The organism is Nonomuraea salmonea, from assembly GCF_042428605.1.
Taxonomy (GTDB): Bacteria; Actinomycetota; Actinomycetes; order Streptosporangiales; family Streptosporangiaceae; genus Nonomuraea; species Nonomuraea salmonea.
This window is the reverse complement of sequence record NZ_JBHMCF010000038.1, coordinates 337,493-362,485: the sequence shown is the minus strand read 5'-3', so window position 1 is coordinate 362,485 and position 24,993 is coordinate 337,493. Positions and strand designations below refer to the sequence as shown.

Here is a 24,993-nt window from a genome sequence, read left to right as displayed (position 1 = left end):
TTGAACCCTGCCACGCATGTCGTCCCCACCGGCGGAGAGGTTAGATTAACAGTTTTTTGTAGGCTTACTACACTTGTGTTGATGATCGTATAGCTGTACCTTCGGGGTACAGCGGAGAGCCTTTCGAGGCGGGCCGTGTAACGGCTACGGCTCAGAAAAAGCCGTGCCCCGGGCGGCATGCGAAGCAGAGGCGGACCCGGGGCTTACGACTTCGAGCATACCCCGAGGCACCGCCGTATGACAGCCATGCCTTCGGAGGTGTCGTCTTGCACACTGATCTGCCCCGATGGGTTGAGCGGGTGATCTCGGTACCGCGCTTCGCCCCGTACCTCGGCGCGCTTTCAGGAGATCGCCTGGTGGCATGGGACTTGTATCAGTGGAACGTCCAGGTGTCCGAGGCGTTCTACGGGCCGCTGCACTGCCTGGAGATCTGCCTGCGTAACGCCGAGCACGACCAGTTGCGGAACCGGTTCGGAACGGACGACTGGTGGCGGGTGGCGCCTCTGAACATGTCCGAGGCGGCCAAGGTCACTGCCGCCAAGCAAAAGCTGGCCAGGAAGGACGTCCGCCGGCCCTCTGCCGATGACGTGGTCACTGAGCTGTCGTTCGGCTTCTGGGTATCACTTCTCAGCAGGAAGTACGACAGGCACTTGTGGGTCCCCGCCTTGCACCGGGCGTTCCCGTACTATTCGGGCAGCAGAGAATCGCTACGCGACAACTTGCAGGCCATGGTCTTTCTGCGTAATCGCATCATGCATCACGAGCCGATCCACCACCGTCATCTGGCGGCGGATCATGTCAAGATCTACACCTTGCTGGGCTATGTCGAGCCGCAGTTCGCCAGCTGGCTGCGTGCCTTTGACCGGGTGCCTGAGGTGCTGGCCCGACGGCCGGAAGGGACGAGACGATGACCTCGCCCCAAGGTTTCGTCTCGCGAGCCGAGATCGCACGGCTGGCTGAGGTCAAACGCCCCGCCGTTAGCAATTGGGAGCGCCGACACGAAGATTATCCACGGCCGCGACTCGTCGGAGGCGAGCAACTGTTCGAGGTCGAGGCGGTTCTGGAGTGGCTCGACCAGCGCAGGATCGCGAGCAACGCGCTCCTGCCGAACGAGCGGTCGGGTGCGACCTTCGGCCAACGGTTCCGCAGGAATCTCGCAGGACCAGCGGCACAGAGCCCGCAGGCGCAGCCGGTCAGCACTAAGCGTCCCAAGACGAACGACTTGTGGCGGACGCTCGACCAGCTGAGAGGCGCGTATGACATCCTGAGGTACCGCGATCTGGTGCTCAGCCTGATTTTTATGCGTGCGCAGGATCGAAATGGATGGTCATCCGTTCTCACTGGCGACCGCAGTGATCCGGCGTCGCTGATGACCTCCATCAACAACAAGCTCGGAACCGGCGACGCGCCGCCGCCGATCGCTTTTCAAGTGGATGCGAAGATCCCGTCAGAGCTCGTCGAGTTCGCGGATGTCGCTGTCGACGAATTGGGTGGCGCCGCCGCCTTCCGTACTCTGCTGGATCGCTTCGCCATGCTGGAAGGCAAGCGTGGAGGGGAGTTCTACACGCCTCCTTCCATCGTCCGCGTTCTGGTGGAGGCCCTCGCCGCCGAAGCGCCCGGGACCATCTACGATCCATGCTGCGGCTCGGGGGAGATACTGCTCACAGCGGCCCTTCAAACTCCCGGTCTTGCCGTTCATGGTGACGGTCTCAATGCCGAGGCCCTGACCCTGGCGCGGATGAACCTGGCGCTGCATGGCATCGACTCTCGACTCGGCAGGCAGTCGATCGATGTCCTCAGTCGTCCCGGTAATGGCGACTCCAGTTATTCCTACATCGTCGCGAACCCCCCGTTCGGCCTACGCGGCTGGTCCCGGGAAGATCCGGCGCTGGAAAGGTCCTGGCTCTATGGACCACCGCCTCGTGGCAACGCGGACTTCGCATGGCTGCAGTTCGTGCTGGAGCGGCTGGCGCCAGGTGGGCGTGCCGCGGTCGTCATGCCTGCCGGAGCCGCTTTCCGCGGGGGACGCGAGCGCGTGATCAGGCAGGCCATGGTGGCGGACGGCTGTATCGAATCGGTGATAGCACTGCCTCCAATGCTGTTCTACAACACGGCGATCGGCGCCACGATATGGGTTCTGCGTCGCTCCTCTAATCCGCAGCGGGAGTTGCTCCTGGTAGACGCGACCGGGCTGGGCAGGTTGTCACAGCGTGCTCAGCGAGAGTTGTCGGAGCAGGACCATGAGGTGATTCGCGCGGTTCTCACCGACTGGCGCGCGGGTGTGACCCCCGCCCACGAGGCGCTGCCCACCGCCGTCGTGACTGCTGCGGACCTGAAGAAGAATGATTACGACCTCACCCCCGAGAAGTACGCCCTCAACGAGGCCGCGGCCAGGACAGACGACGGCCGTCAAGGCATCGAGACGTTGCTTCGTGAGCTGGCTCGTCTGGGAGAGCGGTCGGCGAGGGTGGACATGGTCATGGATCAGATGATCGGCCGAGCTCAGATACTCGAACCTCCGGTCCAGGAGTTGCCGCCGGGCTGGCAGGAAGTACGCCTCGCCGACATCAGCGAACTCACCGCAGGCCCCTCCGCCCGGGCCTCGGACGACGGGTCTGTGGGCGTCGTCAGACCGCGTAACCTCGTCGGCGGGCGCATCACAGGAAGCTTCGATCGCATCGACGAGGGCACAGCCGGCAAACTGGAGACTCATCGGCTCGCGGAGGGCGACATCCTTTGCACGCGTACCGGAGTGGTCGGCCGACACGCCTTGGTGACCTCCGCACACAAAGGGTGGATGTGCGGCACCGGGCTGATCAGGATTCGTCCCAGACAGGGAATTGACCCGAAATACCTGAGCGACTATCTGAACTCACCATCGGTGCTCGACTGGCTGACTCGCCATTCTGCTGGGAGCGTGCTTCCCAGCATCAACACTCGCGTCCTAGGAACCTTGCCTGTGGTGCTTCCTCCCGCCGAGGCACAGGGGGAGATCGGCCGTGTCCTTCAAGCCTTGGACGACAAGATCACGACGCATGAGCAGATCGCACGGGCCACCGCGGCTCTCCGAGACTCGCTCTATCCTCTCCTGACCTCGGGGAGAGTCAGTCCGCCCGAATAAGATGCCTCGGCCCCTCGTCAAGATGACGAAGGCCGTAGCACCGGCTCACCATGCACTCCGAACCAGAAATGAGGAACGAGCTGCCGGGCTCGTCCTCCTGGTAACCACGTGCGCTGAAGCGTCCAAGCGGGAGGAGCCGAAGAACTCCTCCCGTTCGGACGGCGCCTTACTTCGCCACCTGGTCACCGCAGCGTGGGCAGTTCCCTCAGCTGACGGCGGGAGGTGATGCCGAGCTTGCGGAAGATGTTGCGCAGGTGGGCGTCGACGGTGCGGGGGCTGATGAACAGGCGCCCCGCGACCTCCTTGGACGTGGCGCCGCCCGCGACCAGGCGGGCGATGTGCGTCTCCTGGGCGGTGAGGTCGTCGGTGTCGCCCGTCGTGCGGCCGCGGACGTCCTCGCCCGCCGCGCGCAGCTCGGCGGTGGCGCGGTCGGCGAAGGCGGTCATGCCGATGTCCGACAGCCGCTCGCGGGCGGCGCGCAGCCGGGTGCGCGCGTCCCGTCTCCTGCCCTGGCGGCGCAGCCATTCCCCGTAGAGCAGGTGTGCCCTGGCCAGGTACGGGGCGAGGCTGGTCGCCTCCAGGTGGTCGAGCGCCGCGCGATGGTCGGCCTCGTCACCGGTGACCAGCGCGCGGGCGTAGGCGCCGACCCCCAGCGCCCACGGTGTGCCGCTGCCTTCCGTGCGTTCGGTGAGCGAGGTCAGCGCCGCCTCTGCCGTCTCGTGATCGCCGCTGCGGGCGGCGGCCTCCACCAGCTCGGGCAGGGCGATCGCGGTGACGAACAGGTCGCCGTGGCGGGTGGCCTCCCTGGCGGCGGTGAGTGCCGCCGGATAGTCGGCGAGACCGTTGGCGAGGACCGCCGCGGCCCAGTGGGCGTTGGCGATCGTCTGCCCGGTGCCGCTCGCGGCGGCCTCGGCGGTGAACGTCCCGATCATGGTCCTGGCCTCGGCCGCCCGGCCGCGCATGGCGGCCAGGTGCAGCCGGGGATACCCCAGCGGCGCCACCCCGATCGCGTCCGCCACCGCCTCCTCCTCGGCGATCGCCGATGTGGCGGCACTGAAGTCGCCGACGTGCACCGCGCTCGCGGCCGCCATGCCGAGACCGAGGCGGAGCATGAGCGGCGACCCGGTCTCACGGGCTCTGGCCAGCACCCAGTCGGTGATCACGCCGTGGGTGCCGACGTCCCAGAGCTCGACGGCGAGCATGCCGGCCAGCGCGGGCCGCTCGGTCCACAGGGGACTCGCGGCGACGGCCTCGCGTACCGGCCGCGACGCCGCGCGGTGCCCCTCCGCCGCGAGGCGTACCAGCGCGTCGAGGAGGTCGGGCGGTCCGGGCACCGCCGGCGCCGAGCGCGCCGCCTCGACCACCATGTCCATGACACCGCTCGCCCTGCCGACGACCAGGGCCATCTCCACGGCGTCGAGATAGCAGTCCCGCGACCGCCTCGGGTCGGTCGCGGCGAGGCGGCGGGCCGCGCTCAGCATGAACGCCGGGCCGTCACCGTCGCGGTGCCGCACGAACGCGATCCTGCCGCGCATCAGCTCCACCCTGGCCACGGTGGCGTCATCGTCGGACGCGACGGTCGTGAGCAGGCGGGCGGCTTCGTCGGGGGCACCGGCGTCGAGGTGGGCGTGTGCGGCGGCGAGGGTGCGCTCCACGCGGCGGTCCTGGTCGCGGGACAGCGCGGCCGCGCGCTCGTGGAACGCCGCCGCCGCAGCCACTCCGCCGCGTGCGAGCGCGCGGGCGGCGGAGCGGTCAAGCTCGGCGGCGACGTCCTCGTCCGGTCCTGAACCGGCCATGGCGCGGTGCCATGCCCGCCGGTCCTGATCGCGTACGGGGTCCGTGACGCCGGCGAGCGCCGCGTGCACGGCGTGCCGGTCGTCGACGGCCGCCGCCCGGTAGACGGCGGACCTGGCGAGCGGGTGGCAGAACCGCACCCCGGGTCCGAGCACGACCAGGCCGGACGCCTCCGCGTGCGCACCGGCATAGGCCTTTACCCCGAGCAGTTCCGCGGCGGCCCACAGCAGGCCGGGATCGCCCGTCGGGTCGGCGCTCGCCACCGTGAGCAGGAGCCGTACGTCCGGCGGCAGCCCGGCGAGCCGGTCGGAGAAGCTGCGTTCGACCCGGCTCGCCACCGACGACGTGGCCGGCATGGCGAAGCCGCCCGCGCCGGGAAGTTCGAGCAGGGCGAGCGGGTTGCCGCCCGCCTCGGCCAGCACGCGGTCGCGCACGGCCTGGTCGAGCGTCGTACGGGTGTCGGCCAGCAGCCGGTGCGCGTCGTCGTCGGTGAGACCGGTCAGCTCGACGCCGGGCAGGTCGTCGAGCCCGTGGCGGGCCGCCAGCACCATCACCACCGGCTCGGCCGCGACCCGGCGGGCGAGAAAGGTCAGCACCCGCAGCGAGGCGTCGTCGAGCCAGTGTGCGTCGTCGACGAGACACAGCAGCGGGTGCGCGTCCGCGGCCGAGGTCAGCAGCTCCAGGGCCGCCATGCCGACGCGGAAGATCTCCGGTGTGCCCTCGGCGAGCCCGAACGCGGCGTCGAGGGCGGTACGCAGCGGCTCGGGCAGGTCGACGTCACTGAGCAGCGGCGCGCACAGCTGATGCAGGCCGGCGAACGGGAACTCGGTCTCGAACTCCGCACCTGACGCCTCGACGACCCGCATCCCGCGCGCCGCGCCCCGTACATGGTCCAGCAGCACGCTCTTGCCGATGCCTGCCTCGCCGCGAAGCACCAGCACCCCGCCCTCGCCGTTTCGTGCGCGCCCGACCAGCTCGTCCAGCCTGCGGCGTTCGGTGTCCCTGCCCACGATCGTCCGAGCCGCTGTCCCCACGGTGGCCACGGTATCGCGCATCACCGATGCCGCCGATGTAGGTGGTTCTCGCCGATGCCGGCGGACGGCCCCGGTGTGAGTCTGAGGGACGTACCCGGACGAACCCCAGGAGGGGAGCCCTGATGTCGACGGCAGTGCGCGAGGCACCTACCCGCGCCGCCCAGGCGATCGTGCTCGCGGCGGCGACGCTGGTCGTCGCGGGCCTGCTCGTCGGCGGCACCGGGGTGGGGCTCGCCGTACCGAACCTGAACCTGCGGCTCACCGAGCCGGCGCCGCCCGAACACCGCGGCCGGGTACTCAGCGGATTCGTCGCCGCCGTGTTCCTCGGCCAGTTCCTCTCGCCGCTCGCCGCACAGCCCCTGATCGAGGTGCCCGGCATCGCGGACACCTTCACATCGACCGGGATCGTGGCCTTCGCGGGCGTGCTCGTCGCCTCGATCGCGGTCCGTCGTTCACACCGAGGAAAGGAAATCCGATGATCTACCACACCGTCCGCATGACGCTGCGGCCCGACGCCCCCACCGACAAGGTCGACGCCGCGCTGGAGAGCCTGCGCAACCAGGGGCGGGTCATCCCGGAGGTCGTCTCGTTCGTGGTCGGCCGCGACGTCGGCGGCGAGTTCGCGTGGGGCGCCACCTTCGTGATCAAGGACCTGGACGGCTACTGGGCGTACCTGAAGCACCCCGCCCACCGGCACACCGACGAGATCGGTCTCCCGCTGGTCGAGAACTTCGTGTCGTTCGACGTCACCGACGACGAGGACCCGGAGGTCGCGGAGAAGATCGCCGCCCTGCACGAGCGCCGCTACGCGGAGGACCGCGCGCTCACGCAGCTCGTGTCCGACCTCGCGTCCTACAAGGGCAGCAGCGCGCCGGGCCCGCACGGGGGCTGACCGCGAGGACCGACCTGGTCTCCGCCGTACCGCCCCGGAAAGCAGAAAGTCCTGGTCACGTCTGTGCGTGACCAGGACCCTTTTGGTGTGTCCGAGGGGTGAGCGTCACCAATCGCACATGGCCTGTCGCGATCCCTATTCCCGTGTGCCACTTCATCTGGCCTGACGATGTCCGTACAGGTTGAAGTGACAACCCTCTGCCTGGGTCAGGCTGCTGAGATGCGGCCGTCAGTGGATGGCTTGCTGGGTTGAGGGTTGTGGTGGGGCGTGAAGACGAATGCCGAGGTGTCGTCGTCCAGTTGAATGGTCAGGGATGCGTCCAGGGCTTTGGCGAGACGGGTGAGGAGGGGGAGGGTGGGGCTGGAGTCGCCGCCTTCCATGACGGAGATCTGGGGTTGGGTCATGCCCGCGCGGCGGGCGAGTTCGGCCTGGGAGAGGCCGAGTGCGGTGCGGCGGTCATAGACGGCCTGTCCGAGCGCCAGCGCGTATCCGGCCTCGACGTAGGCGGGGGATTCGTCCACTGTTTCGCCCAGAAGTTTCTTGGTTCGTCGGGTCTTCCACTGGGAGTGGTTCACGGCGTGTCCTCCTTCGCCTGTCGTAGGTGTGTTCTGCGGGGCCGTGCTCTGCTTCGCAGACCTTCTGTGCTTGTCGTGCCCGCTCGACCTCGGCTTCTTCTCGTTGCCGGGTCTTGCGGAACACCGTGAGCAGGATGATCCGCTGCTCGGGTGCGAGCCAGTAGGTGATGCGGACGGCGTTGCCGTCCAGGATGAAGCGCAATTCGCGGACCTCGCCGCCGAGGTGGCGTGAATAGGGCTCGCCCAGGGTGGTCGGCCGGGCTGCGAGCATGTCGACGGCTCGCTCGGCCTTGTCGTAGTGCCGGTCGGTGAGGAGTTCCAGCTGTGATGGATCGTGCCGCTGGTAAAGGAGAGCTCAGACCTTCCATTCATCGGTGAGCCAGGCCAGATCCGCTTGGTGGCGCTCACGGGCGAGACGCTCACGTTCAAACAGGGCTTCTGTCTTGGTCAGTACGAGGGTGTACGGGCGGCCCTGCCGCCTGGTCTCGTGATGGACAGGCAGCTCGGCCTCATCGATCCTGGCGTGGACATGCCTGCGCCTGTCCTTCGCGAGCGGCCAGTCGAGCGCGCGTCGCTCAGGGTCTCGGAGGAACGTGCCGAGCGTCTCGCACAGCTCGCACGCGCATCCGGTGGGCAGCTTGATCGACCAGTCGCCCGGCGCGCGTTGTGGCTGCGCCAGTAATGCGCGGATTCGATCGGCACAGGAGAGGGCCAGCTCGCCGAAGCCCGCTCGGCGCGTCCCGGCGGCACGCAGCGTCGCCATCGCCAGGGCGTGCGCCCGATCACCAGCCGTTCGCGTGAGCTTGCGGGCGTTCTGGAGAACGTCCGTCGATCCCAGCCTGGCCGCGGCCGCGATGATCCCGGCGCATGGCGCCCCCAAGGCGGTCAGCCATGCTTCCCGCCGGGAGGTGAGCGGCCCGTCGAGTGCCGGAGCGACCTGGCCCGTGAACATCGTCCATGACACTTCGATGATGCGGCGGGCGGCTGCGGTGGACGCGGTTCCCCCCGTCGAGAGCGCGGCACACAGGCGTGGGAGATCTTCGAACCACTCCGACGGTGCCTGGGCGAGGCCGTAGGAGCTGGGCCGCCAGCCCTCTGTCCAGTAGCGCAGCAGGCCGTCCATCCAGATGTCGCCGTAGTGCGTGGCCAGGGCCGCGAATGCCGGACCATGAGGAGGGATCAGCCGCTCCAGCGCGAACGGCCGCAGCAGCATGGTCGCGACCTGCGCGTCATCCAGCTCCCTGGCCGCCTCCAACGCCTTGCCCAGAAGTTCGGCCTGGCCGGGGTAACGGCCGGCGGCGTGCCAGAAGGACTCCAGCGACCGCGCCGCCTCACGAGCCTCCGCGATCTTGCCGGCACGGGCCGTCGCGGCGAGTTCGTCCAGCGCCCATCCTGGAGACGCCTCTGCGCGGCTGGCGAAGCCCTGGTTCCGGGGCCAGATGACCAGCGCCGCCCGCCGGTACCAGCGGTCCAGGGTGTTGCCGTAGTTGCCCATGTAGCCCTCGTACTCGGAGGAGTAGGGCGTCATGTCGGTCGTCGGGGTCGTCGAGGCCACCTCGGCGTCGCTGATGTCCAGCGAGATGTCCTCCAGCCGCCCTGTTTCCGGGCCGATCCAGTGGGTGAGCGTGGTGGAGGTCTCGATCAGGTCCTGGAGCACGTACTGCCTGTCGTCCGTGCTGCCGGGGTCCTGGTAGCCGTCGGGATCCTCGTCCTCATGGTCGCCGTACCACGCGTCCTCGTCCTCGTCGTAGGCGTCCCAGGTCTCCTGGATCTCCGCGAGGGCCAGGGCGATCTCACAGTCCGCCCGCTCGGCAGCGGCCCGCAGCAGGGCGCCCCGCGCGGAGTCTGACCCTTTCAGCCGGGACCAGCTCAGCCCTCGGGCGGTGTACTCGTGGTCGAGCAGGTACGCCAGTCGCGCCGGCGGTTTCCCCTTCCGGGAGCTGTAAGGCAGGACGACCGGGGTGGCGAAGTGCGCGAGAAGGGCAGTCGCGAGGTCGCCGACCAGCGGACTTTCGGTCGCCGAGACCTGGTTGTCTCCCCTCAGGAGCAGATTGTAGGTGAGGGTGACGCGGTTGCCGCTTTTCACGGGCAGAACCTGGTGCCGGCAGTCGGAGTAGAAGGCCACCAGCGAGACCGCGGTCTTCAGTCCCCGGTACTTCTTGCTCTGGCCCTGATGCTCGACCACGAGCTCGCCGCCGGTGTGCGCGGACGGCAGCGACACCACCAAGGTCGCGACCATGGCATCGTCCTTCTCGGAGTCCTGGTGCGGGACGAAGAACTGCCCGGTCTCGTACAGGAGCACGGAGTGCAGCTCGGGCATGAGCTGGCAGTGCGGTGGCAGTCCCAATTCCGCGCGCATCCCGTCGAGGACGGCCGTGAACGCTTCCGTCCACTCGACGTGCACCGGCTCCTTGGGAATCTCCCAGGTGTCGCGCACCTCCGGGTCGGTCAGGGTCTGCTCACCCCGCCCGAACCGCGCGCGGCGGCCGAGCTCGCGTAGCTGGACGGCCTGCTCATCGGCGATGGGAAACCGTAGTGGGCCGAGTCCATCGACCGCCACCGAGAGATCGGCTGCGGGAAGCTTTCGCGAGGCGCTGGACGCAGCGGACTCCGCCGACGTGGCGAGCAACTCGGCCACTTGTTCACGAGCGATGCCGGGCACGGAATTCCTCCTTTGGACCGCTATCGAGACCGCGACGCGGCTCACCGGTACCCGCACTTGATCACGGGAGGAGGCGGCGTGCGAGTCGTTCGGCGTTGAGGGCGTGGATGGCATCGTCGACGGCTTGCCGATCGGTGAGGTCGATGCCGCGGTCGGTGAGGGCGGCGGCGATCTGTTTGGCGGGTCCCCAGGAGGTGCCGTCATCGAACGCCTGCCGGAACGCGGGAAGGTGGGCGTCGACGGCGTCGACCACCGGGGTGATCCAGGGTGCATCGACGCCGCGCCGGACAAGAGCGTAGGCCACCCACCGGCGCAGAACGTCGGGAAGCGCCGCCCGCTGCTCGGCGTCGAGAACGGCCTTGCGGGGCAGCCAGTCGGTGAGCAGCAGCATGACCTCGTCCGGGCTCCAAGTCAGCGGGCCGGAGATCATGTAGCCCTCGCCGTAGTCCAGGAACAGCTCGGCCAGTGACCTGCTCACGTCGTCGTCCGTATGACTGGTGCTGGTGAACTCCTGGATCAGGCGGTGGCGTTCGGCCTCGGGGAGGCCGTCTCGTTCGGGCCAGGCGGGCAAGTGATCGCGGCAGCGGGACCAGGCCAGTGCCCGATTGTCGACGAAGTCCTCGTCGTCGTTGCGCGGCCAGGTGATATCCGTGGTGCGCAACGCGTCGGCCAGGTCGGCGAGCACCTCAGCCACCGGAGCCTGGGTGATCGGCATGGGCACCTCATCGGATTCGTGCCGCTGGTCCCACTGCGCGGCGGCGCCGGGCTCCAGGACCGCGATCTTGCCGATCATCAGCCCACCGGGCTTGAGGACTTGGACCATCAACGTGTGGGGATGCGGGCCGTCGTAATCGACGAGCAGCACCTGTTCGCGGTCCCACACGTCCACCGCTCGCCACGCCGATGTCGCGGTCCATGCCGCGTCCGCGGACATGGCGGTGTACCAGGGAGGCAGCGGCTGGGTCTCGGTCAGGATGTCGATCGTCTCGGCCAGCATGGTGATGTCGGTGGCGGGTGCGACCCGCGCAAGCGCGGCGATTGCGGCCAAGCCGTGCGGTGTGGGCTTGGTGCATGCCCGGCCGGTCACCTCCATGCACAACCGATGCTCGGCCTCGCGTTCGCTCAGCTCCGCGGTCACCCATGCTTGACCGAGCCAACTGCTGGCCCAGACCTCGGCCATCAGTGGATCAGTCGGGCCGGTGAGCTGCCGTGCGTCACGCAGCAGCAGGTCAGATCGGCGCGGCGGCAGGGGCGAACGACAGACCGGCTTGCTGCCGGTGGCCTTGCGGCGGCCGCGGCTCTTAGGCATGCTCCAGTCCACCACAGCCGGTGACCGAGCCGCATCCTGACCAAGGCGGCCGGCTGGGTCGCACGATCGAGGTTCGCCGACATGGTCGGATTCAATGAACTCATGTACGCCCGGTTGCGATGAACAGCAGGGTCCGGAAGCAAGTGCGGGAATCAGTGATGCGGGGGATATAGACGCTCCAGCCGGTCGGCGTGGACAGCGAATATGAAGGGCCCAGGGGTAGCGGAGGCAGCGAAGATGGGCTGTTGGTTGGTGATGAAGCGTTCGGCGTAGGCGGCGGAGGTGAGATCGCCGCGGGTGACGACGAAGCAGCGGGCCCGGTGTCCTATGACGGCGTCGATCTCGGCTTGCCGGTAGCGGATGCGTTTGTCCTTCATGAGGATGGCCCAGCCGAGCTTGGCGCTGTCTTCGATCCAGCGGGTGTCTTCGATGGTCTCGTCTTGGGGGACGCCGTAGTGTTCGGCCAGGGTGATGAGGTCCCATCCGGCTTCGCGCAGCAGTTTGGGTACGGCGACCCGGCCGAGACTGCGATCGATGAAGAACCTACGCGGCTGTTCGGGTGGCGACACGCAGGACATCCTCGATCTCGTCGCGGGTGAGCCCGTACTCCTCTGCCACGACATCGACGGGCTCTCCGGCCCGGAACAGGTCGATCGCGTCTTCGATCTTGGCGCCCCCGCGGGCGAATCGGGGCCGGCCGAAGGCGTGGCGGGCGTCTATCGTGACCTCGGCGACGCGGTATTGCGGAAGCGTGATCACTTCGGCGTATCCGTCGTGTGCGAAGTGCACGCGGCGCAGGTAGTTCTGCACGATCTCGGTGAAGACTCGTTGGTTGTTGCGGACGACGACCAGTTCGCGGGCCGAGTCGTCGCCGACGTGCTCGGCGTAGTCGTAGAGGACTTCGGCGCCGTCGGTGAAGAGCCGGCGGCTGGCCAGAGCGTGTTCCAGGCCGAGTTCCCGCTGCAATGCGTCGATTGCCGGCCGGATGCGCTGCAGTGGTACGCCGGCCTGCCGGAACGCGGCCAGGGCATAGCCCTCGGCCAAGCCGATGAACGGCACGGACGCTTCGTTCGGCCGCTCTGCCCGGGTGGCGGTGATGACCGGCTCAGCGCGGATCGCACGGCCGTCGCGTTGACGGCGTCGATAACCGAAGGCCCAACTGGTGAAGGTGGAGGCGGGGATCGCGAGGTAGCCGGCAGCTTCGGCGATGCCGTACAGCGGCGTGGTGAACCGATCGATGGCCATGCTCACCTCCCGGGATCACGTCGTTAAGCCTCTCCATGATGCCTCATGACGTGGCATCACAGGCGGCGCATTCCTGCGTCAACTAGGTATGTCCTCTTTGTTCGACAGCTGGGTCCAGCACAAGGTCATCAGTCCGCGATCTTCTCGTCGTCATTCGAAGGACGGGCCGTTGCGGTTCGCCCTCTACGCGCGGACCTCCACCGAGGATTTCCAGGACCCGGTCTCCTCGTGTGGGTGGCAGCGTGAGGCGGCGCAGATCCTGGTCACAAGCCTGGGCGTGATTGTGGCCGAGTTCGTGGATGTCGGATATTCGCGGCGGTTACCATGGAAAGAGCGGCCGCAGTCCGCCGAACTGCTGATGGCTCTGACCGATCCGGACCGTGGCTGGGACGCGATCGTGGTTGGCGAGTACGAAAGAGCGTTCTGCGGGGATCAGCTCGCGCAGCTTCTGCCGCTCCTTCAGTCCCATGGCGTCCAGCTGTGGCTGCCGGAGGCAGGTGGGCCGGTAGATCCAGCAAGCCCGATGCATCAGGCGTTGATGCTGTTGCTGGGCGGGCAATCACAGCGGGAGGTGCTGCGTGCCCGCTACCGCGTGCTGGCCGCGATGCGCAATCAGGCTACCGACCAGGGACGGTTTCTCGGTGGGCGGCCGCCGTACGGTTACCGCTTGGTCGACGCGGGTCCGCATCCGAACCGGACACACGCCCGCTGGGGGCGCCGTCTGCACCAGCTTGATGCCGACCCGGCCACGGCACCGCACGTACGGTGGATGTTCGCGCAGCGACTTGCGGGTGTCAGCGTGGCGGGGATCGCCCGGATGCTGAACGAACGCGGCGTACCGTGCCCCTCGGACGTGGATCGCCAGCGCAACACACACAGGTCTGGACATGCTTGGACGCTACGGACCGTCGCTGCGATCCTCGGCAATCCGCGCTATACCGGTCGCCAGGTCTGGAACCGCCAGAACAGCGGCGCCACCGATGCAACGGCGCGCGGCTGGAACGCTCCTCAGGAGTGGGCGATCTCGACGAAGCGGAGCCATCCAGCACTGGTCAGCGACGAAGACTTCGTCGCCGCGCAGGCCATCCGAGCCGCTCGACCCGCCCAGGACGGCAGTCCGCGCGTCTATCTACTCGCGGGCCTGCTGAAGTGCGGCTTCTGCGGGCGCCGTCTGGATTCGCATTGGGCGAACGGACGTCCTGGCTATCGGTGCCGCCACGGCTACACCAGCGCCAGACCTCGCGAGGTGTCCAGCCCGAAGTATCTGTATATACGTGAGGACCGACTGCTGGCAGGATTGTCAGCGCACGTCGGCGGCAAAGCACAGAAGGAGCCTGCAGAGATCGTCTCTGCGTTACGAGCCAATGGCCTGGTCATCATCTGCCACGCGGCGACCCGTGTGGTGACTGAGCTCAACACTGAAGAGCCCACCCCTTAGGGCAGGCTCTTCATGGGGTAATCCTGTGTCCGAGGGGGGACTTGAACCCCCATGCCCATCACTGGGCACTAGCACCTCAAGCTAGCGCGTCTGCCTATTCCGCCACCCGGACTTGGTGCCTGCACGCGAGACCGTCATCCCGCGTCGGCTCCGTAAGGTTAGCAAACTCTGAGCACTGAGTCATACCGAGAAACCGGGGCCGGTTCGTCGAGGGGGTGGGGTGGGGGGAACGGGGGCTCGGGATGGGGGTTCCGTGGGGCTCGGAGGTGGGGGATGGGTGGGTTGGGGTGGGTCTGCGTACTGGGGAGTTGGGGAAATTCTGGTCGTCGGCTGAAAAGTGCTTGCGGCAACTTTGGGTGCTGCTACGGTTACGGATCGTTGAGGGGTGAGTCCACGGACCGGCCTCACATCGTGAGGCCGGTTCTGGAGCTTTGGAGGGCACATGACGCGCGAGGCGGACAGGCAGGTGCGGGCTTCGGCCCGGGCTGCTCGCCGCCCGCGTGTCGCCAGCTCAGCACAGGGCGTGACCATCGACCGGGCGGACCGGATGGCGCGGTTCGCGGCCGGCGCCCGGCGAGTCATCCTTCGTGCAGCCGCCACCGGGGTCCTCGTGGCCGCAGGGTGGCTGCTCGCTGTTCTGTTCGGCATGCTCACCGCCGCTCCGGCGGCCGCGGACTCCACCGCGGCGACAGGAGCGGCGGCAGAGACCGGATCCCAGGCTTCGGAGGCCGGCTCTCTTGATGAGACCGCGTCCCAGGCTCATCGTTCACTCACCAGCCCCGTGACGGCGTCAGTCAACGCCGAAGCCATGGCGGGGCGCACGGTCGACGGCCTCAACAGCCAGCAGGATCCTGGCCTGCCGTCACCGTCCAGCGCCGGAAAGATCCTGGACACCAACGGTTTGGTGCCCAACGGCGGTGGCAGCGGGCCGTTCGGGTCCGTTGCGGGGGACGTCGCGAGGTCCGCTTTCGACCCGCGGCTCGAGGCCGGTCGCGCACCTCTGGCGCGTCTGCTTCCCCCCGTCGTCCGCACAGCGGCGGACGACCCCTCTTTCTCACCTGACTGATCCCGCGAAGGTCCGGGGCGCGGGCCGGCCACAGCCCGGCCGCCCACCGGACCGCGAAGAGCGCGGCTTCCCGGATCGAGCTCTCCGGAGCGAGCGCTGCTTCCCAGTACGAACGCGGCGGCGAAGCGTGCCGGTTCACCGGTAGCGCAGGCGCATCAAGGCGCCACCGCATCGCCGCCCGCGGGTGAGACCAACGTCAGTTCACGCGGTTCGCGCATCCCCTGGGTCTCCCGCTGCACGCGGTGACAACGCGTGGAACGTACGGCGTCCCAACAGCCGTGCCCCGGGCAAGGCGCGCGAGACCGATTCACATCATCCCCCCAGAACCACTAGGAGCATCCATCATGCGTACGTGGGCGAAGGCATCGAGCCCTGCTGCTCTGCTGGCCGTGGCCGTCATGTCGTTCGGCGGCGGCACCGCGCTCGCCGACACCTCCGGCAACGGGTCCGTCGGCGGCGGCAACCAGGTCGACCTGCCGATCTCGCTGCCGATCGACATCAGCGGCAACGCGATCGCCGCCGTCGGCAAGTCGGAGGCGACCTCGCAGGGCGGCGCGGAAGTCGTCAACACCGGCCGTAACGGCATCCCCAACAAGACGTCGGGCAACGGCAGCGTGCTGGGCGGCAACCAGGTCAACGCGCCCATCAGCGTCCCGGTCAACGCGTGCGGCAACGCCGTCTCCCTGATCGGAAAGTCCGACGCGGGCTGCAAGGGCGGCTCGACCGTCCGCACCCACGGCAAGGGCGGGGCCGGCGGCAACCGCACGTCGGGTGACGGCAGCGTGCTCGGCGGCAACCAGATCACCGCGCCCATCTCGGCCCCGATCAACGCCTGCGGCAACGCGGTGGCCATCTTCGGCGACGCGACCGCGGGCTGCAAGGGCGGCGCGACGGTGCACAACACCGGCAAGGGCGCGGGCGGCAACCGTACGTCGGGCAACGGCAGCGTCGGCGGCGGCAACCAGGTGGTGGCGCCGGTCAGTGTGCCGATCAACATCTGCGGCAACTCGGTCGCCGCGGTGGGCCGGGCGTTCTCCGGCTGCCAGGGCGGCTCGTCGGTCACCAACAACGGCGGGCCGGGCCACCGCTACCACACCCGCCACCAGGCGCCGGGGTCCAGGGGCAACGACACCGACGGGCGCTTCGGCGTCGGGAGCGGCAACCAGGTCATCGCGCCGATCAGCGTGCCGATCGACGTCTGCGGCAACGCCGTGGGCAACGCCTCGGCCGGGTGCCGCGGCGGGGCGAAGGTGGAGCAGTCGGGGCAGTCGGGCGCCGGTGGCAACCGTACGTCGGGTGCGGGCGGTGTCCTGAGCGGTAACCAGGTGGTCGCGCCGATCACCGCGCCGGTCAACGTCTGCGGCAACGCGGTGGCACTGGTCGGGCACGCGTTCGCCGGGTGCAAGGGCGGCGCCACGGTGAAGAACTCGGCGCGGGGCGCGGGCGGCAACCGCACGTCGGGCGCCGGCGGCGTGCTGGCCGGCAACCAGGCGGTCGCGCCGATCACGGCCCCCGTCAACGCCTGCGGCAACGCGGCCGCCGTGCTCGGCCTCTCGCGGGCCCAGTGCCACGGCGGTGCGGGCGTCCACCCGCAGCACGGGGTCGGCGGCGGCAACAACCGCACCTCGGGTGCGGGCGGCGTGCTGAGCGGTAACCAGGTGGTCGCGCCGATCACCGCGCCGGTCAACGTCTGCGGCAACGCGGCGGCGGTCCTCGGTGACGCGGCGGCCGGCTGCCTCGGCGGCGCCCGGGTCGGCAAGCCGGGCCACGAAGGGCCGAGCAGGTTCGACCGCTTCGCCCGTACCACGACCAAGTTCGCGGCGGCCAAGGGCGGCCTGCTGCCCATCGCGCCCGCCCTGCCGGTGCTGGGCGGCGGCGGCCAGGAGGTCGGCGCCGCGGCGGCCGGCCTCGCCCAGGGGCTGCCCGCCACCGAGGTCACCAAGCACCTGCCCGGCGCCGGCGACCTGAGCGGCGTCACCCGCGGGCTCGAAGGCGTCGGCAACGTCAAGGAGGCCACCAAGCCCGCCGCGACCTCGCAGGTCCCCGTCGTCGAGGACATCTCCAAGACCCTCGGCCTGCCCGCGCTCCCCGAGCTGCCCGGCCTGACCCAGGCCCCGGCCACGCCGAAGCGCAAGCACGCCGCCGCCCCCGCCGACCACAAGCGCCGCACCGCTCCGTCCAGCCCCATCTCGGCGCTCTCCCCGGCGACCGACCTGGTCGCCTCCACCCCGGCCGGCAGCACCATCGCCTCGGCCACCCGCAGCCTGCCGATCGGTGGCATCGGCCTCATGAGCGCCGAGCAGCCGGCGGGCGTCACCGGGATGAACAGCGGATCCCTGATCGCCCTCGTGTTCGGCGGCATGCTGGCCGCCTCCGCGACGCTGTTCGCCTCTGCGCGCCGGTTCCGGCTCGGCCGTAAGTAGCAGAAAGGAGGTACTTATCTGAGGTACCTCGACGTTCATCCACTACCTGGTTGAACTTTGCCCGTTCCGGGGGCGCGGCCCGGGACGGGCAAAGTCATGCCCGGTGGTCACAGCGTGCGGCGGACTCGCATGATCTTTCTGCGCAGGCGTACGTGACGGCTGCCGTCGGGGTGCACCCGCACGCGCGCCAGCTCCCACTGTCCGTACTCTGCGTGTTCGGTCAGCAGCTGACGTGCTGCTTCGCGGGTGAGGTCGCGCGGAATGAAGATATCCATGTAGGAGTAGTCGAGCACAACGATTAGTCTCCAGGGTGGGTCAGGGCGCCTTGCCGCTCGATGAGCCTTATTCTGCGTGCTTGTGGGTGGACCCGGAAGCTAGTGGGTAGCCCGGGGGAAGGAAAATTCCGCGAGTCGGGTTACCTTTCAGTCTGTGCCGACTCCCGGCAGGGGGATTTGCAAGCGAACAGCGAGGTAGGAAGCAGCGTGCCAGCCAAGAACGGCAGCGCCGGCGGAACACGCCTGGTGATCGTCGAGTCGCCCGCCAAGGCGAAGACGATCGCCGGGTACCTGGGGCGCGGCTACATCGTCGAATCGAGCATCGGTCACATCCGCGACCTGCCGGAGAAGGCCGACGACATCCCCGAGAAGTTCAAGGGGGCGCCTTGGGCACGTCTCGGTGTGAACGTCGAGCACGGGTTCGAGCCGCTGTACGTCGTCAACCCCGACAAGCGTTCCCAGGTGGCCAAGCTGCGGCAGCTGCTCAAAGACGCCGACGAGCTCTATCTCGCCACTGACGAGGACCGCGAGGGCGAGGCCATCGCCTGGCACCTGCGCGAGGTGCTCAAGCCGAAGGTCCCCGTGCACCGCATGGTCTTCCACGAGATCACTCCGCAGGCGATCCGCGACGCCGTGGCCAACCCGCGCGACCTCAACCTCCGCCTGGTCGACGCCCAGGAGACGCGCCGCATCCTCGACCGCCTCTACGGCTACGAGGTCAGCCCCGTGCTGTGGAAGAAGGTCAAGCCGAAGCTGTCGGCGGGCCGGGTGCAGTCGGTGGCGACGCGGCTGGTGGTGGAGCGCGAGCGCGACCGCATCGCGTTCACGTCCGCCCACTACTGGGACCTGCAGGCGCTGTTCGACACCGGCAAGGCCGACGAGCGGCCGCGCGACTTCACCGGCACGCTGACCTCGGTCGACGGCAAGCGGGTCGCCCAGGGGCGCGACTTCGCCAGCACCGGGCAGCTCAAGAGCGGCGCCGACGTGCTGCACCTGTCGGAGGCGGCGGCGGGCGAGCTGGCCGGGCGGCTGGCGGGCGTCTCGTTCGCGGTCAAGTCGGTCGAGCGCAAGCCGTACACGCGCAAGCCGTACGCGCCTTTCCGGACGACCACGTTGCAGCAGGAGGCCAGCCGGAAGCTGGGGTTCTCCGCGAAGTACACGATGCAGGTGGCGCAGCGGCTGTACGAGAACGGGTTCATCACCTACATGCGTACCGACAGCATCACGCTGTCGGAGACGGCGGTGGCCGCGGCGCGCTCGCAGGCGATCAAGCTGTACGGCTCCGCGTACGTGCCCGACAAGCCGCGCGTCTACTCCAGCAAGGTCAAGAGCGCCCAGGAGGCGCACGAGGCGATCAGGCCGTCGGGCGAGGAGTTCCGCACGCCGGGCGAGACCGGGCTTTCCGGCGACATGTTCCGGCTGTACGAGCTGATCTGGCAGCGTACGGTCTCGTCCCAGATGAAGGACGCGGTCGGCGAGTCGATCACCGTGAAGGTCGGCGGCAGGTCGTCGGCCGGCGAGGACGTCGAGTTCAGCGCCTCCGGCCGGACGATCACGTTCTACGGGTTCCTCAAGGCGTACGTCGAGGGGGCCGACGACCCGTCCACCGACCGCGACGACTCCGAGAAGCGGCTGCCCAACCTGGAGGAGGGCGACGCGCTCAGCGTGTCGCGCCTCGACGTGGCCGGACACTCCACCAAGCCGCCCGCGCGTTACACCGAGGCGTCGCTGGTCAAGGAGCTGGAGGATCGCGAGATCGGGCGGCCGTCCACCTACGCCTCGATCATCGGCACCATCCTCGACCGGGGCTACGTGTTCAAGAAGGGCACGGCGCTGGTGCCGTCCTTCCTGGCGTTCGCCGTGGTCAACCTGCTGGAGCAGCACTTCGGCAACCTCGTCGACTACGACTTCACCGCCGAGATGGAGAAGGTGCTCGACGACATCGCCAACGACCGGGCCGAGCGGGAGCCGGAGCTGCGGCGGTTCTACTACGGCGCCGACGGCGACGAGGGCCTGAAGGAGATGGTCACCGACCTCGGCGACATCGACGCCAAGGAGATCAGCTCGTTCCCGGTCAAGGGCACCGACATCGTGCTGCGGGTCGGGCGCTACGGCCCCTACCTCGACCGCGACGGCGCTCGCGTGAATGTCCCCGAGGACATGACGCCCGACGAGCTGACGGCGGAGAAGGCCGAGGAGCTGTTCTCGCGGCCGACCGGTGATCGTGAGCTCGGTCAGGATCCGGCGACCGGGCACATGATCGTGGCCAAGGACGGGCGTTACGGGCCTTATGTGACGGAGGTCCTGCCGGAGCCGGCCGCCGACGAGGACGCGCCGAAGAAGCGGACGAAGAAGGCCGACGCGCCGAAGCCGCGTACGAGCTCGCTGTTCAAGACGATGTCCCTCGACACGATCACCCTGGAAGACGCGCTCAGGCTGCTGTCGATCCCGCGGGTCGTCGGCGAGCTGGAGGGCGAGGAGGTCGTGGCGCACAACGGGAAGTTCGGCCCCTACCTGAAGAAGGGCACCGACTCCCGCTCGCTCTCCTCGGAAGAGGACCTGCTGACGGTCACGATCGACCAGGCCAAGGAGCTGTTCGCGCAGCCCAAGCAGCGCGGCAGGGGGCGGGCAGCGGCGGCGGCGCCGCTGCGCGAGCTGGGCGACGACCCCAACTCGAAGAAGCCGGTGGTGGTCAAGGAGGGGCGCTTCGGCCCTTACGTGACCGACGGCGAGACCAACGCGTCCCTGCGCAAGGGCGACACCGTCGAGGACATCACCATCGAGCGGGCCGCCGAGCTGCTGGCCGAGCGGCGTGAGCGGGCGCCCGCGCCGAAGAAGACCACGCGCAAGACGGCGGCCAAGAAGCCCGCGGCGAAGAAGCCCGCGACCAAGTCGTAGCTTCGTCGGATTCGGCGGTCATCAGGTGGTGGCCGCCGGACGTAGCATCGTCAGTGTGTTCGTCCTGATCTTCGCCGGCGGCGTGCTGCTCGCGCATTACTACCTGTGGCGCCGGCTGGTGCGCGGCACCACCGGGCCCGGTCGGCTGCGCGTGTCGCTGACCCTGGCGCTGGTGCTGCTGCTCGCGGTCCTCATGGGGACGTTCATCGGGTCGCGGCTGGGGCTGGAGAGCTGGATCGCCTGGGCGGGCTACGTCTGGCTGGCGGTGATGTTCTACCTGGTGATCATCCTGGCGGTGCTGGAGATTCCGCGGGCCGTCGTGGGGGCGGTGCTGCGCAGGAGGGCTTCGGCACCTCAGCCCGTTGCGGCGCCTGAGCCGGTTTTCGCCAGTGAGGCGGGCGGTGGCACGGCGACCTTGACCGGGGACCCGGCGGCGGCCGAGGCTCTGACCGGATCCTCGGCCGCTGGTTCCGTGCCCGCTGGTTCCCTGCCCACTGGTTCCCTGCCCACTGGTTCCGTGCCCGCTGGTTCCGCGCCGACCGGTTCCCCGCCGGCCGGCGGGGACATGAGCAGGCGGCTCTTTCTCGGGCGGGCCACCGCGGCGATCGCCGGCGTCAGCGCGGTCGGCACGGTCGGGTACGGCATGTCGAGCGCCCTGGGCGACCCCGTGATCGAGCCGGTCACGGTCAGGCTGCCCAAGCTCGACCCGCGTCTCAACGGCCTGCGGTTCGCGGTGGTCAGCGACATCCACCTCGGCCCGCTCACCGGCATCGGACACACCCAGCGCATCGTCCGCATGATCAACGGGCTCGAGGCCGACGTGGTGGCCATCGTGGGCGACCTGGTCGACGGCTCGGTGGCCCAGCTCGGCTCGCTGGCGCGGCCGCTCAAGAGCCTGGAGTCCCGTTACGGGGCCTATTTCGTCACCGGCAACCACGAATACTTCTCGCCGGAAGGCCCTGAGGAGTGGGTCGAGGAGCTGGGCGAGCTGGGCGTACGCTCGCTGCGAAACGAGCGGGTCGAGATCGCGCACCAGGGGGCCGTGCTCGACCTGGCCGGCGTCAACGACGTCGGCGGCGTGTCGAGCGGCGACGGCCCCGACTTCGCCAAGGCGCTCGGCGGACGCGCGGCAGGCCGGTCCACGGTGCTGCTCGCCCACCAGCCGATCCAGGTGAGCGAGGCCGCCCGCCACGGCGTCGACCTGCAGCTGTCCGGTCACACGCACGGCGGGCAGATCGCGCCGTTCAACCTGGTCGTGGGGTTGCAGCAGCAGGTCGTGTCGGGGCTCGCCACGGTCGACGGCGTGCAGGTCTACGTCACCAGGGGCGCCGGGTTCTGGGGGCCGCCCGTACGCGTGGGGGCGCCGCCCGAGATCAGTCTGGTGGAGTTGCGGAGCTGACTTCGGGTAATGAAGTGGTCACGTGATGCTCTGATGGCGTAGAGTATCCGCGCGGATACTCTCGGAGGGCGGTCATGGCTTCTTCCCCGGTGGAGCGGGCGTTCGGACAGGAGGTCGCGTCCTGGGCCCGGCGCGGCGGGCTGCTGTTCCGTCAGGCCAGACGGGCGGCAGATCTCAACCAGAAGGCGCTGGCCAGCGTGAGCGGCACGTCGCGCACCACGTTGTCGGCCTACGAGCACGGCAGGAAGTCGCCGACGCTGGAGACCGCGGGGCGCATCCTCGACGCGGCCGGGTTCGAGCTGGTGCTGGAGGCCAAGGTCGAGTGCGTCGCCCGCACGACGGGTGACGGGCAAACGTTCCACGTGCCCAGCCGGTTGCGGCGGCTGCCTGTCTCGGCGGCGCTGGGCGTCGCGCGGGTGGGCGGGCGCACGTACGAGCTGGCCGACCGCGACGAGCGGCGGGCCGCCTACACCGCGCTGCTGTGCGGCGGCGGGCCCGACGAGCTGCTCGCCCACATCGACGCGGTGCTGCTCATCGACCTGTGGAGCGAGCTCGACCTGCCCGGCGAGATCGCGGCGGCGTGGCGGCCCCTGGTGGAAACGGCGCGGCAAGAGGCCGGAGTGACCCGTCGATGAGGTTTTCGCGGGCCTATTCGAGGTGTGTAACCTGCGCCCGACTCTGTTGTCGTAATACCCTCAGCCACGGACGACCGGGAATATCCGGGCCGTCTCTTGACCACCCCCTTCCGGTCGACACCTGGATACGCTGAAATCATGACTGCCCCTGGCCGGAGTCGCCCGGCCCACGTGCTGGCCAATGCGCCGTTTCGACGGCTCTGGACGGCCATGTCGGTGTGCAGCCTGGGCGACTGGCTCAACCTGCTGGCACTGACCGCCCTCGCGGGCAATCTCACCGAGGGCGACTACCGCGTGCAGTCGCTGGCCGTCGGTGGCGTGTTCGTCGCCAAGATGCTGCCCGCCGTGCTGCTCGGGCCGCTCGCCGGGGTCTTCGCCGACCGGTTCGACCGGCGGCTGACCATGTTCGCGGCCGACCTGGCCAGGTTCGCGGTCGTGCTGTCCATCCCGTTCGTCAACAGCTACCAGTGGGTCATCGTCGCGACCATCCTGGTCGAGTGCGTCAACCTGTTCTGGGTCCCGGCCAAGGACGCCACGGTGCCCAACCTGGTGCCCAAGGCGCAGCTCGAGGCGGCCAACCGGCTCAACCTGCTGGTCACCTACGGCACCGCGCCGGTCGCCGCCATGCTCTTCGCGGCGCTGTCGGTGGCGGGCGACCTGATCGGCGGGGCGGTGCCGTTCCTCACCGGCCACGGCGCGACCGGCCTGGCGCTGATCGTCAACGCCTGCGCCTACCTCGTCTCGGCCGTCCTCATCTTCACCCTGCGCGACATCCCCAAGCGCGACGGGGCGATCTCCACGCCGTCCGTGCTCAAGCAGGTCGTCGAGGGCTGGCGGTTCGTGGGCGGCAACCGCCTGGTGCGCGGTTTGATCATCGGCATGCTCGGCGCCTTCGCGGCCGGCGGCGCCGTGGTGGGCGTGGCCAAGATCTATGTCGAGGCGCTGGGCGGCGGCGACGCGGCCTACGGCGTGGTGTTCGGCGCGGTCTTCGTCGGCATGGCGCTCGGCATGTTCTTCGGGCTCAGGCTGCTGCGCGAGCTGTCGCGGCGGCGGCTGTTCGGGCTGGCCATCACCGTCGCGGGGCTGGTGCTGATCGCGATCGCGCTGGTGCACAACCTCGTCATCGTGGTCATGCTGACCGTGCTGCTGGGGGCGTGCGCGGGCATCGCCTGGATCATCGGCTACACGCTGATCGGGCTGGAGGTCGAAGACGCGCTGCGCGGCCGTACGTTCGCGTTCCTGCAATCGACGGCCCGGGTGACGCTGCTGCTGGTGGTGGCCGTGGCCAACCCGCTGGCGGCGTTGTTCGGGGTGCACGTCCTCGGCATGGGGCAGATCAGCTACCGCTTCGACGGCACCAACGTCGTGCTCGTGATCGGCGGGGCGCTGGCCATCGTCGTCGGCCTGCTGGCGCTGCGCCACATGGACGACAGGAAGGGCGTGCCGCTGGCCGCCGACCTGATCGCGGCGGTGCGCGGCGAGCGGTTCCCCAAGGGGGCCGCCGAGCACGTGCCAGGACTGTTCGTGGCGTTCGAGGGCGGCGAGGGGTCGGGCAAGACCACCCAGTCGCGGCTGCTCGCCATCTGGCTGCGCGACCAGGGCTACGACGTCGTGCAGACGCGCGAGCCCGGGGCCACCAAGGTCGGCATGCGGCTGCGGGCCATCCTGCTCGACGCCGCCGAGCGGGGCCTGTCGGCGCGGTCCGAGGCGCTGCTCTACGCCGCCGACCGGGCCGAGCACGTCGAGAAGGTGATCAGGCCGGCCCTTTACCGGGGTTCGATCGTGGTGACCGACCGCTACGTCGACTCGTCGCTGGCCTACCAGGGGGCGGGGCGCGTCCTCGACCCCGAAGACGTGTCCAAGGTCAACGCGTGGGCGACCGGCGGGCTGGTGCCCCACCTGACCGTGCTCATCGACACCCCGCCCGAGGTGGGCCTGACCCGGCTCGGCGGGGCCGCCGACCGCATCGAGTCCGAGCCGCTCGAGTTCCACCATCGCGTACGCAAGGAGTTCCGCGCGCTGGCGGCTGCGGCGCCCGAGCGTTACCTCGTGGTCGACGGCACGCTGCCGCAGGAGACGATCACCCGGCAGATCCACGACCGGGTCCGCGAGATCCTGCCCGACCCGGTGCCGCGCGAGTCCGAAGACGCCACGGGCACCATGCCCGCCATCCGAGACTGACACCTGATCCCTGGCTTCAGGCGTACTCCGGGGTGGCGGGCGCGGT

General features: G+C 69.2%; 19 protein-coding genes and 1 tRNA gene. 11 read left to right on the top strand and 9 right to left on the bottom strand.

Features of this window, described 5'->3' with window-relative positions; all coding sequences use genetic code 11:
• The first annotated feature begins 266 nt into the window (after window positions 1-266).
• Both ACFFR3_RS34020 and ACFFR3_RS34015 read left to right on the top strand, forming a co-directional pair.
• Window positions 267-911: a hypothetical protein gene (locus ACFFR3_RS34020; RefSeq protein WP_364367779.1), complete on the top strand. Its 645-nt coding sequence runs from the start codon at window positions 267-269 to the stop codon at window positions 909-911.
• Window positions 908-3,121, top strand: a complete 2,214-nt coding sequence (locus tag ACFFR3_RS34015) for an N-6 DNA methylase (protein ID WP_379484468.1) — start codon at window positions 908-910, stop codon at window positions 3,119-3,121. The genes ACFFR3_RS34020 and ACFFR3_RS34015 overlap by 4 nt, the downstream gene beginning before the upstream one ends.
• A 182-nt stretch (window positions 3,122-3,303) precedes the next feature.
• Here ACFFR3_RS34015 and ACFFR3_RS34010 read toward each other — a convergent pair whose 3' ends face one another.
• Window positions 3,304-5,949, bottom strand: coding sequence for an ATP-binding protein (locus ACFFR3_RS34010; protein WP_379484467.1), 2,646 nt, complete (start codon window positions 5,947-5,949; stop codon window positions 3,304-3,306).
• A gap of 122 nt (window positions 5,950-6,071) precedes the next feature.
• On the opposite strand from ACFFR3_RS34010, the gene ACFFR3_RS34005 reads away from it, so the two are divergent.
• Both ACFFR3_RS34005 and ACFFR3_RS34000 read left to right on the top strand, forming a co-directional pair.
• Window positions 6,072-6,428, top strand: a complete 357-nt coding sequence (locus tag ACFFR3_RS34005) for a hypothetical protein (RefSeq protein WP_364367770.1) — start codon at window positions 6,072-6,074, stop codon at window positions 6,426-6,428.
• The gene (locus ACFFR3_RS34000; RefSeq protein ID WP_364367767.1) at window positions 6,425-6,841 is read left to right on the top strand and encodes a Dabb family protein; all 417 of its coding nucleotides are present in this window, start codon (window positions 6,425-6,427) and stop codon (window positions 6,839-6,841) included. The genes ACFFR3_RS34005 and ACFFR3_RS34000 overlap by 4 nt, the downstream gene beginning before the upstream one ends.
• A 206-nt stretch (window positions 6,842-7,047) precedes the next feature.
• Here ACFFR3_RS34000 and ACFFR3_RS33995 read toward each other — a convergent pair whose 3' ends face one another.
• From ACFFR3_RS33995 to ACFFR3_RS33970, 6 genes are all read right to left on the bottom strand, one after another.
• Entirely contained in the window at window positions 7,048-7,416 is a 369-nt protein-coding gene (locus tag ACFFR3_RS33995; protein ID WP_345392512.1) for a helix-turn-helix domain-containing protein, read from the bottom strand.
• Window positions 7,298-7,687, bottom strand: a complete 390-nt coding sequence (locus tag ACFFR3_RS33990; RefSeq protein WP_345392509.1) for a type II toxin-antitoxin system RelE/ParE family toxin — start codon at window positions 7,685-7,687, stop codon at window positions 7,298-7,300. Before ACFFR3_RS33990 ends, ACFFR3_RS33995 begins: the two co-directional genes overlap by 119 nt.
• 84 nt (window positions 7,688-7,771) lie before the next feature.
• Window positions 7,772-9,976: a 2OG-Fe(II) oxygenase gene (locus ACFFR3_RS33985; RefSeq protein ID WP_379484466.1), complete on the bottom strand. Its 2,205-nt coding sequence runs from the start codon at window positions 9,974-9,976 to the stop codon at window positions 7,772-7,774.
• Between the two features lie 163 nt (window positions 9,977-10,139).
• Window positions 10,140-11,402, bottom strand: a complete 1,263-nt coding sequence (locus ACFFR3_RS33980; protein WP_364367761.1) for a hypothetical protein — start codon at window positions 11,400-11,402, stop codon at window positions 10,140-10,142.
• Between the two features lie 137 nt (window positions 11,403-11,539).
• The gene (locus ACFFR3_RS33975; protein ID WP_379484465.1) at window positions 11,540-11,956 is read right to left on the bottom strand and encodes a PIN-like domain-containing protein; all 417 of its coding nucleotides are present in this window, start codon (window positions 11,954-11,956) and stop codon (window positions 11,540-11,542) included.
• Window positions 11,931-12,632 carry a DUF433 domain-containing protein gene (locus ACFFR3_RS33970; RefSeq protein ID WP_345409446.1) on the bottom strand — a complete coding sequence of 234 codons (702 nt, stop codon included), beginning with the start codon at window positions 12,630-12,632 and terminating at the stop codon, window positions 11,931-11,933. Before ACFFR3_RS33970 ends, ACFFR3_RS33975 begins: the two co-directional genes overlap by 26 nt.
• Window positions 12,633-12,720: 88 nt before the next feature.
• On the opposite strand from ACFFR3_RS33970, the gene ACFFR3_RS33965 reads away from it, so the two are divergent.
• A complete protein-coding gene (locus ACFFR3_RS33965) occupies window positions 12,721-14,070 on the top strand; it encodes a recombinase family protein (RefSeq protein WP_345392497.1) in 1,350 nt (449 codons plus the stop codon).
• Window positions 14,071-14,096: 26 nt separating this feature from the next.
• Here ACFFR3_RS33965 and ACFFR3_RS33960 read toward each other — a convergent pair.
• Window positions 14,097-14,182, bottom strand: a tRNA-Leu gene (locus tag ACFFR3_RS33960).
• Window positions 14,183-14,512: 330 nt separating this feature from the next.
• On the opposite strand from ACFFR3_RS33960, the gene ACFFR3_RS33955 reads away from it, so the two are divergent.
• Complete coding sequence (locus ACFFR3_RS33955; RefSeq protein ID WP_364367749.1) at window positions 14,513-15,136, top strand: hypothetical protein; 624 nt, start codon at window positions 14,513-14,515, stop codon at window positions 15,134-15,136.
• Window positions 15,137-15,480: 344 nt separating this feature from the next.
• Entirely contained in the window at window positions 15,481-17,559 is a 2,079-nt protein-coding gene (locus ACFFR3_RS33950; protein WP_379484464.1) for a chaplin family protein, read from the top strand.
• Between the two features lie 107 nt (window positions 17,560-17,666).
• On the opposite strand, the gene ACFFR3_RS33945 is transcribed toward ACFFR3_RS33950, so the two are convergent.
• On the bottom strand, window positions 17,667-17,852 hold the full coding sequence (locus ACFFR3_RS33945; RefSeq protein ID WP_103957247.1) for a DUF5703 family protein: 186 nt from the start codon (window positions 17,850-17,852) through the stop codon (window positions 17,667-17,669).
• A gap of 189 nt (window positions 17,853-18,041) precedes the next feature.
• Between ACFFR3_RS33945 and topA the strand changes: the two genes are divergently transcribed.
• The 4 genes from topA to tmk all read left to right on the top strand — a co-directional run bounded on the left by topA (window position 18,042) and on the right by tmk (window position 24,947).
• Window positions 18,042-20,732: a type I DNA topoisomerase gene (gene topA, locus ACFFR3_RS33940; protein ID WP_345392491.1), complete on the top strand. Its 2,691-nt coding sequence runs from the start codon at window positions 18,042-18,044 to the stop codon at window positions 20,730-20,732.
• 55 nt (window positions 20,733-20,787) lie between these two features.
• A complete protein-coding gene (locus ACFFR3_RS33935; protein ID WP_379484463.1) occupies window positions 20,788-22,131 on the top strand; it encodes a metallophosphoesterase in 1,344 nt (447 codons plus the stop codon).
• A 74-nt stretch (window positions 22,132-22,205) separates the two neighbouring features.
• Complete coding sequence (locus ACFFR3_RS33930) at window positions 22,206-22,766, top strand: helix-turn-helix transcriptional regulator (protein ID WP_345392485.1); 561 nt, start codon at window positions 22,206-22,208, stop codon at window positions 22,764-22,766.
• Window positions 22,767-22,904: 138 nt separating this feature from the next.
• Window positions 22,905-24,947 carry a dTMP kinase gene (gene tmk, locus ACFFR3_RS33925; protein ID WP_379484462.1) on the top strand — a complete coding sequence of 681 codons (2,043 nt, stop codon included), beginning with the start codon at window positions 22,905-22,907 and terminating at the stop codon, window positions 24,945-24,947.
• Window positions 24,948-24,993: the final 46 nt, after the last annotated feature.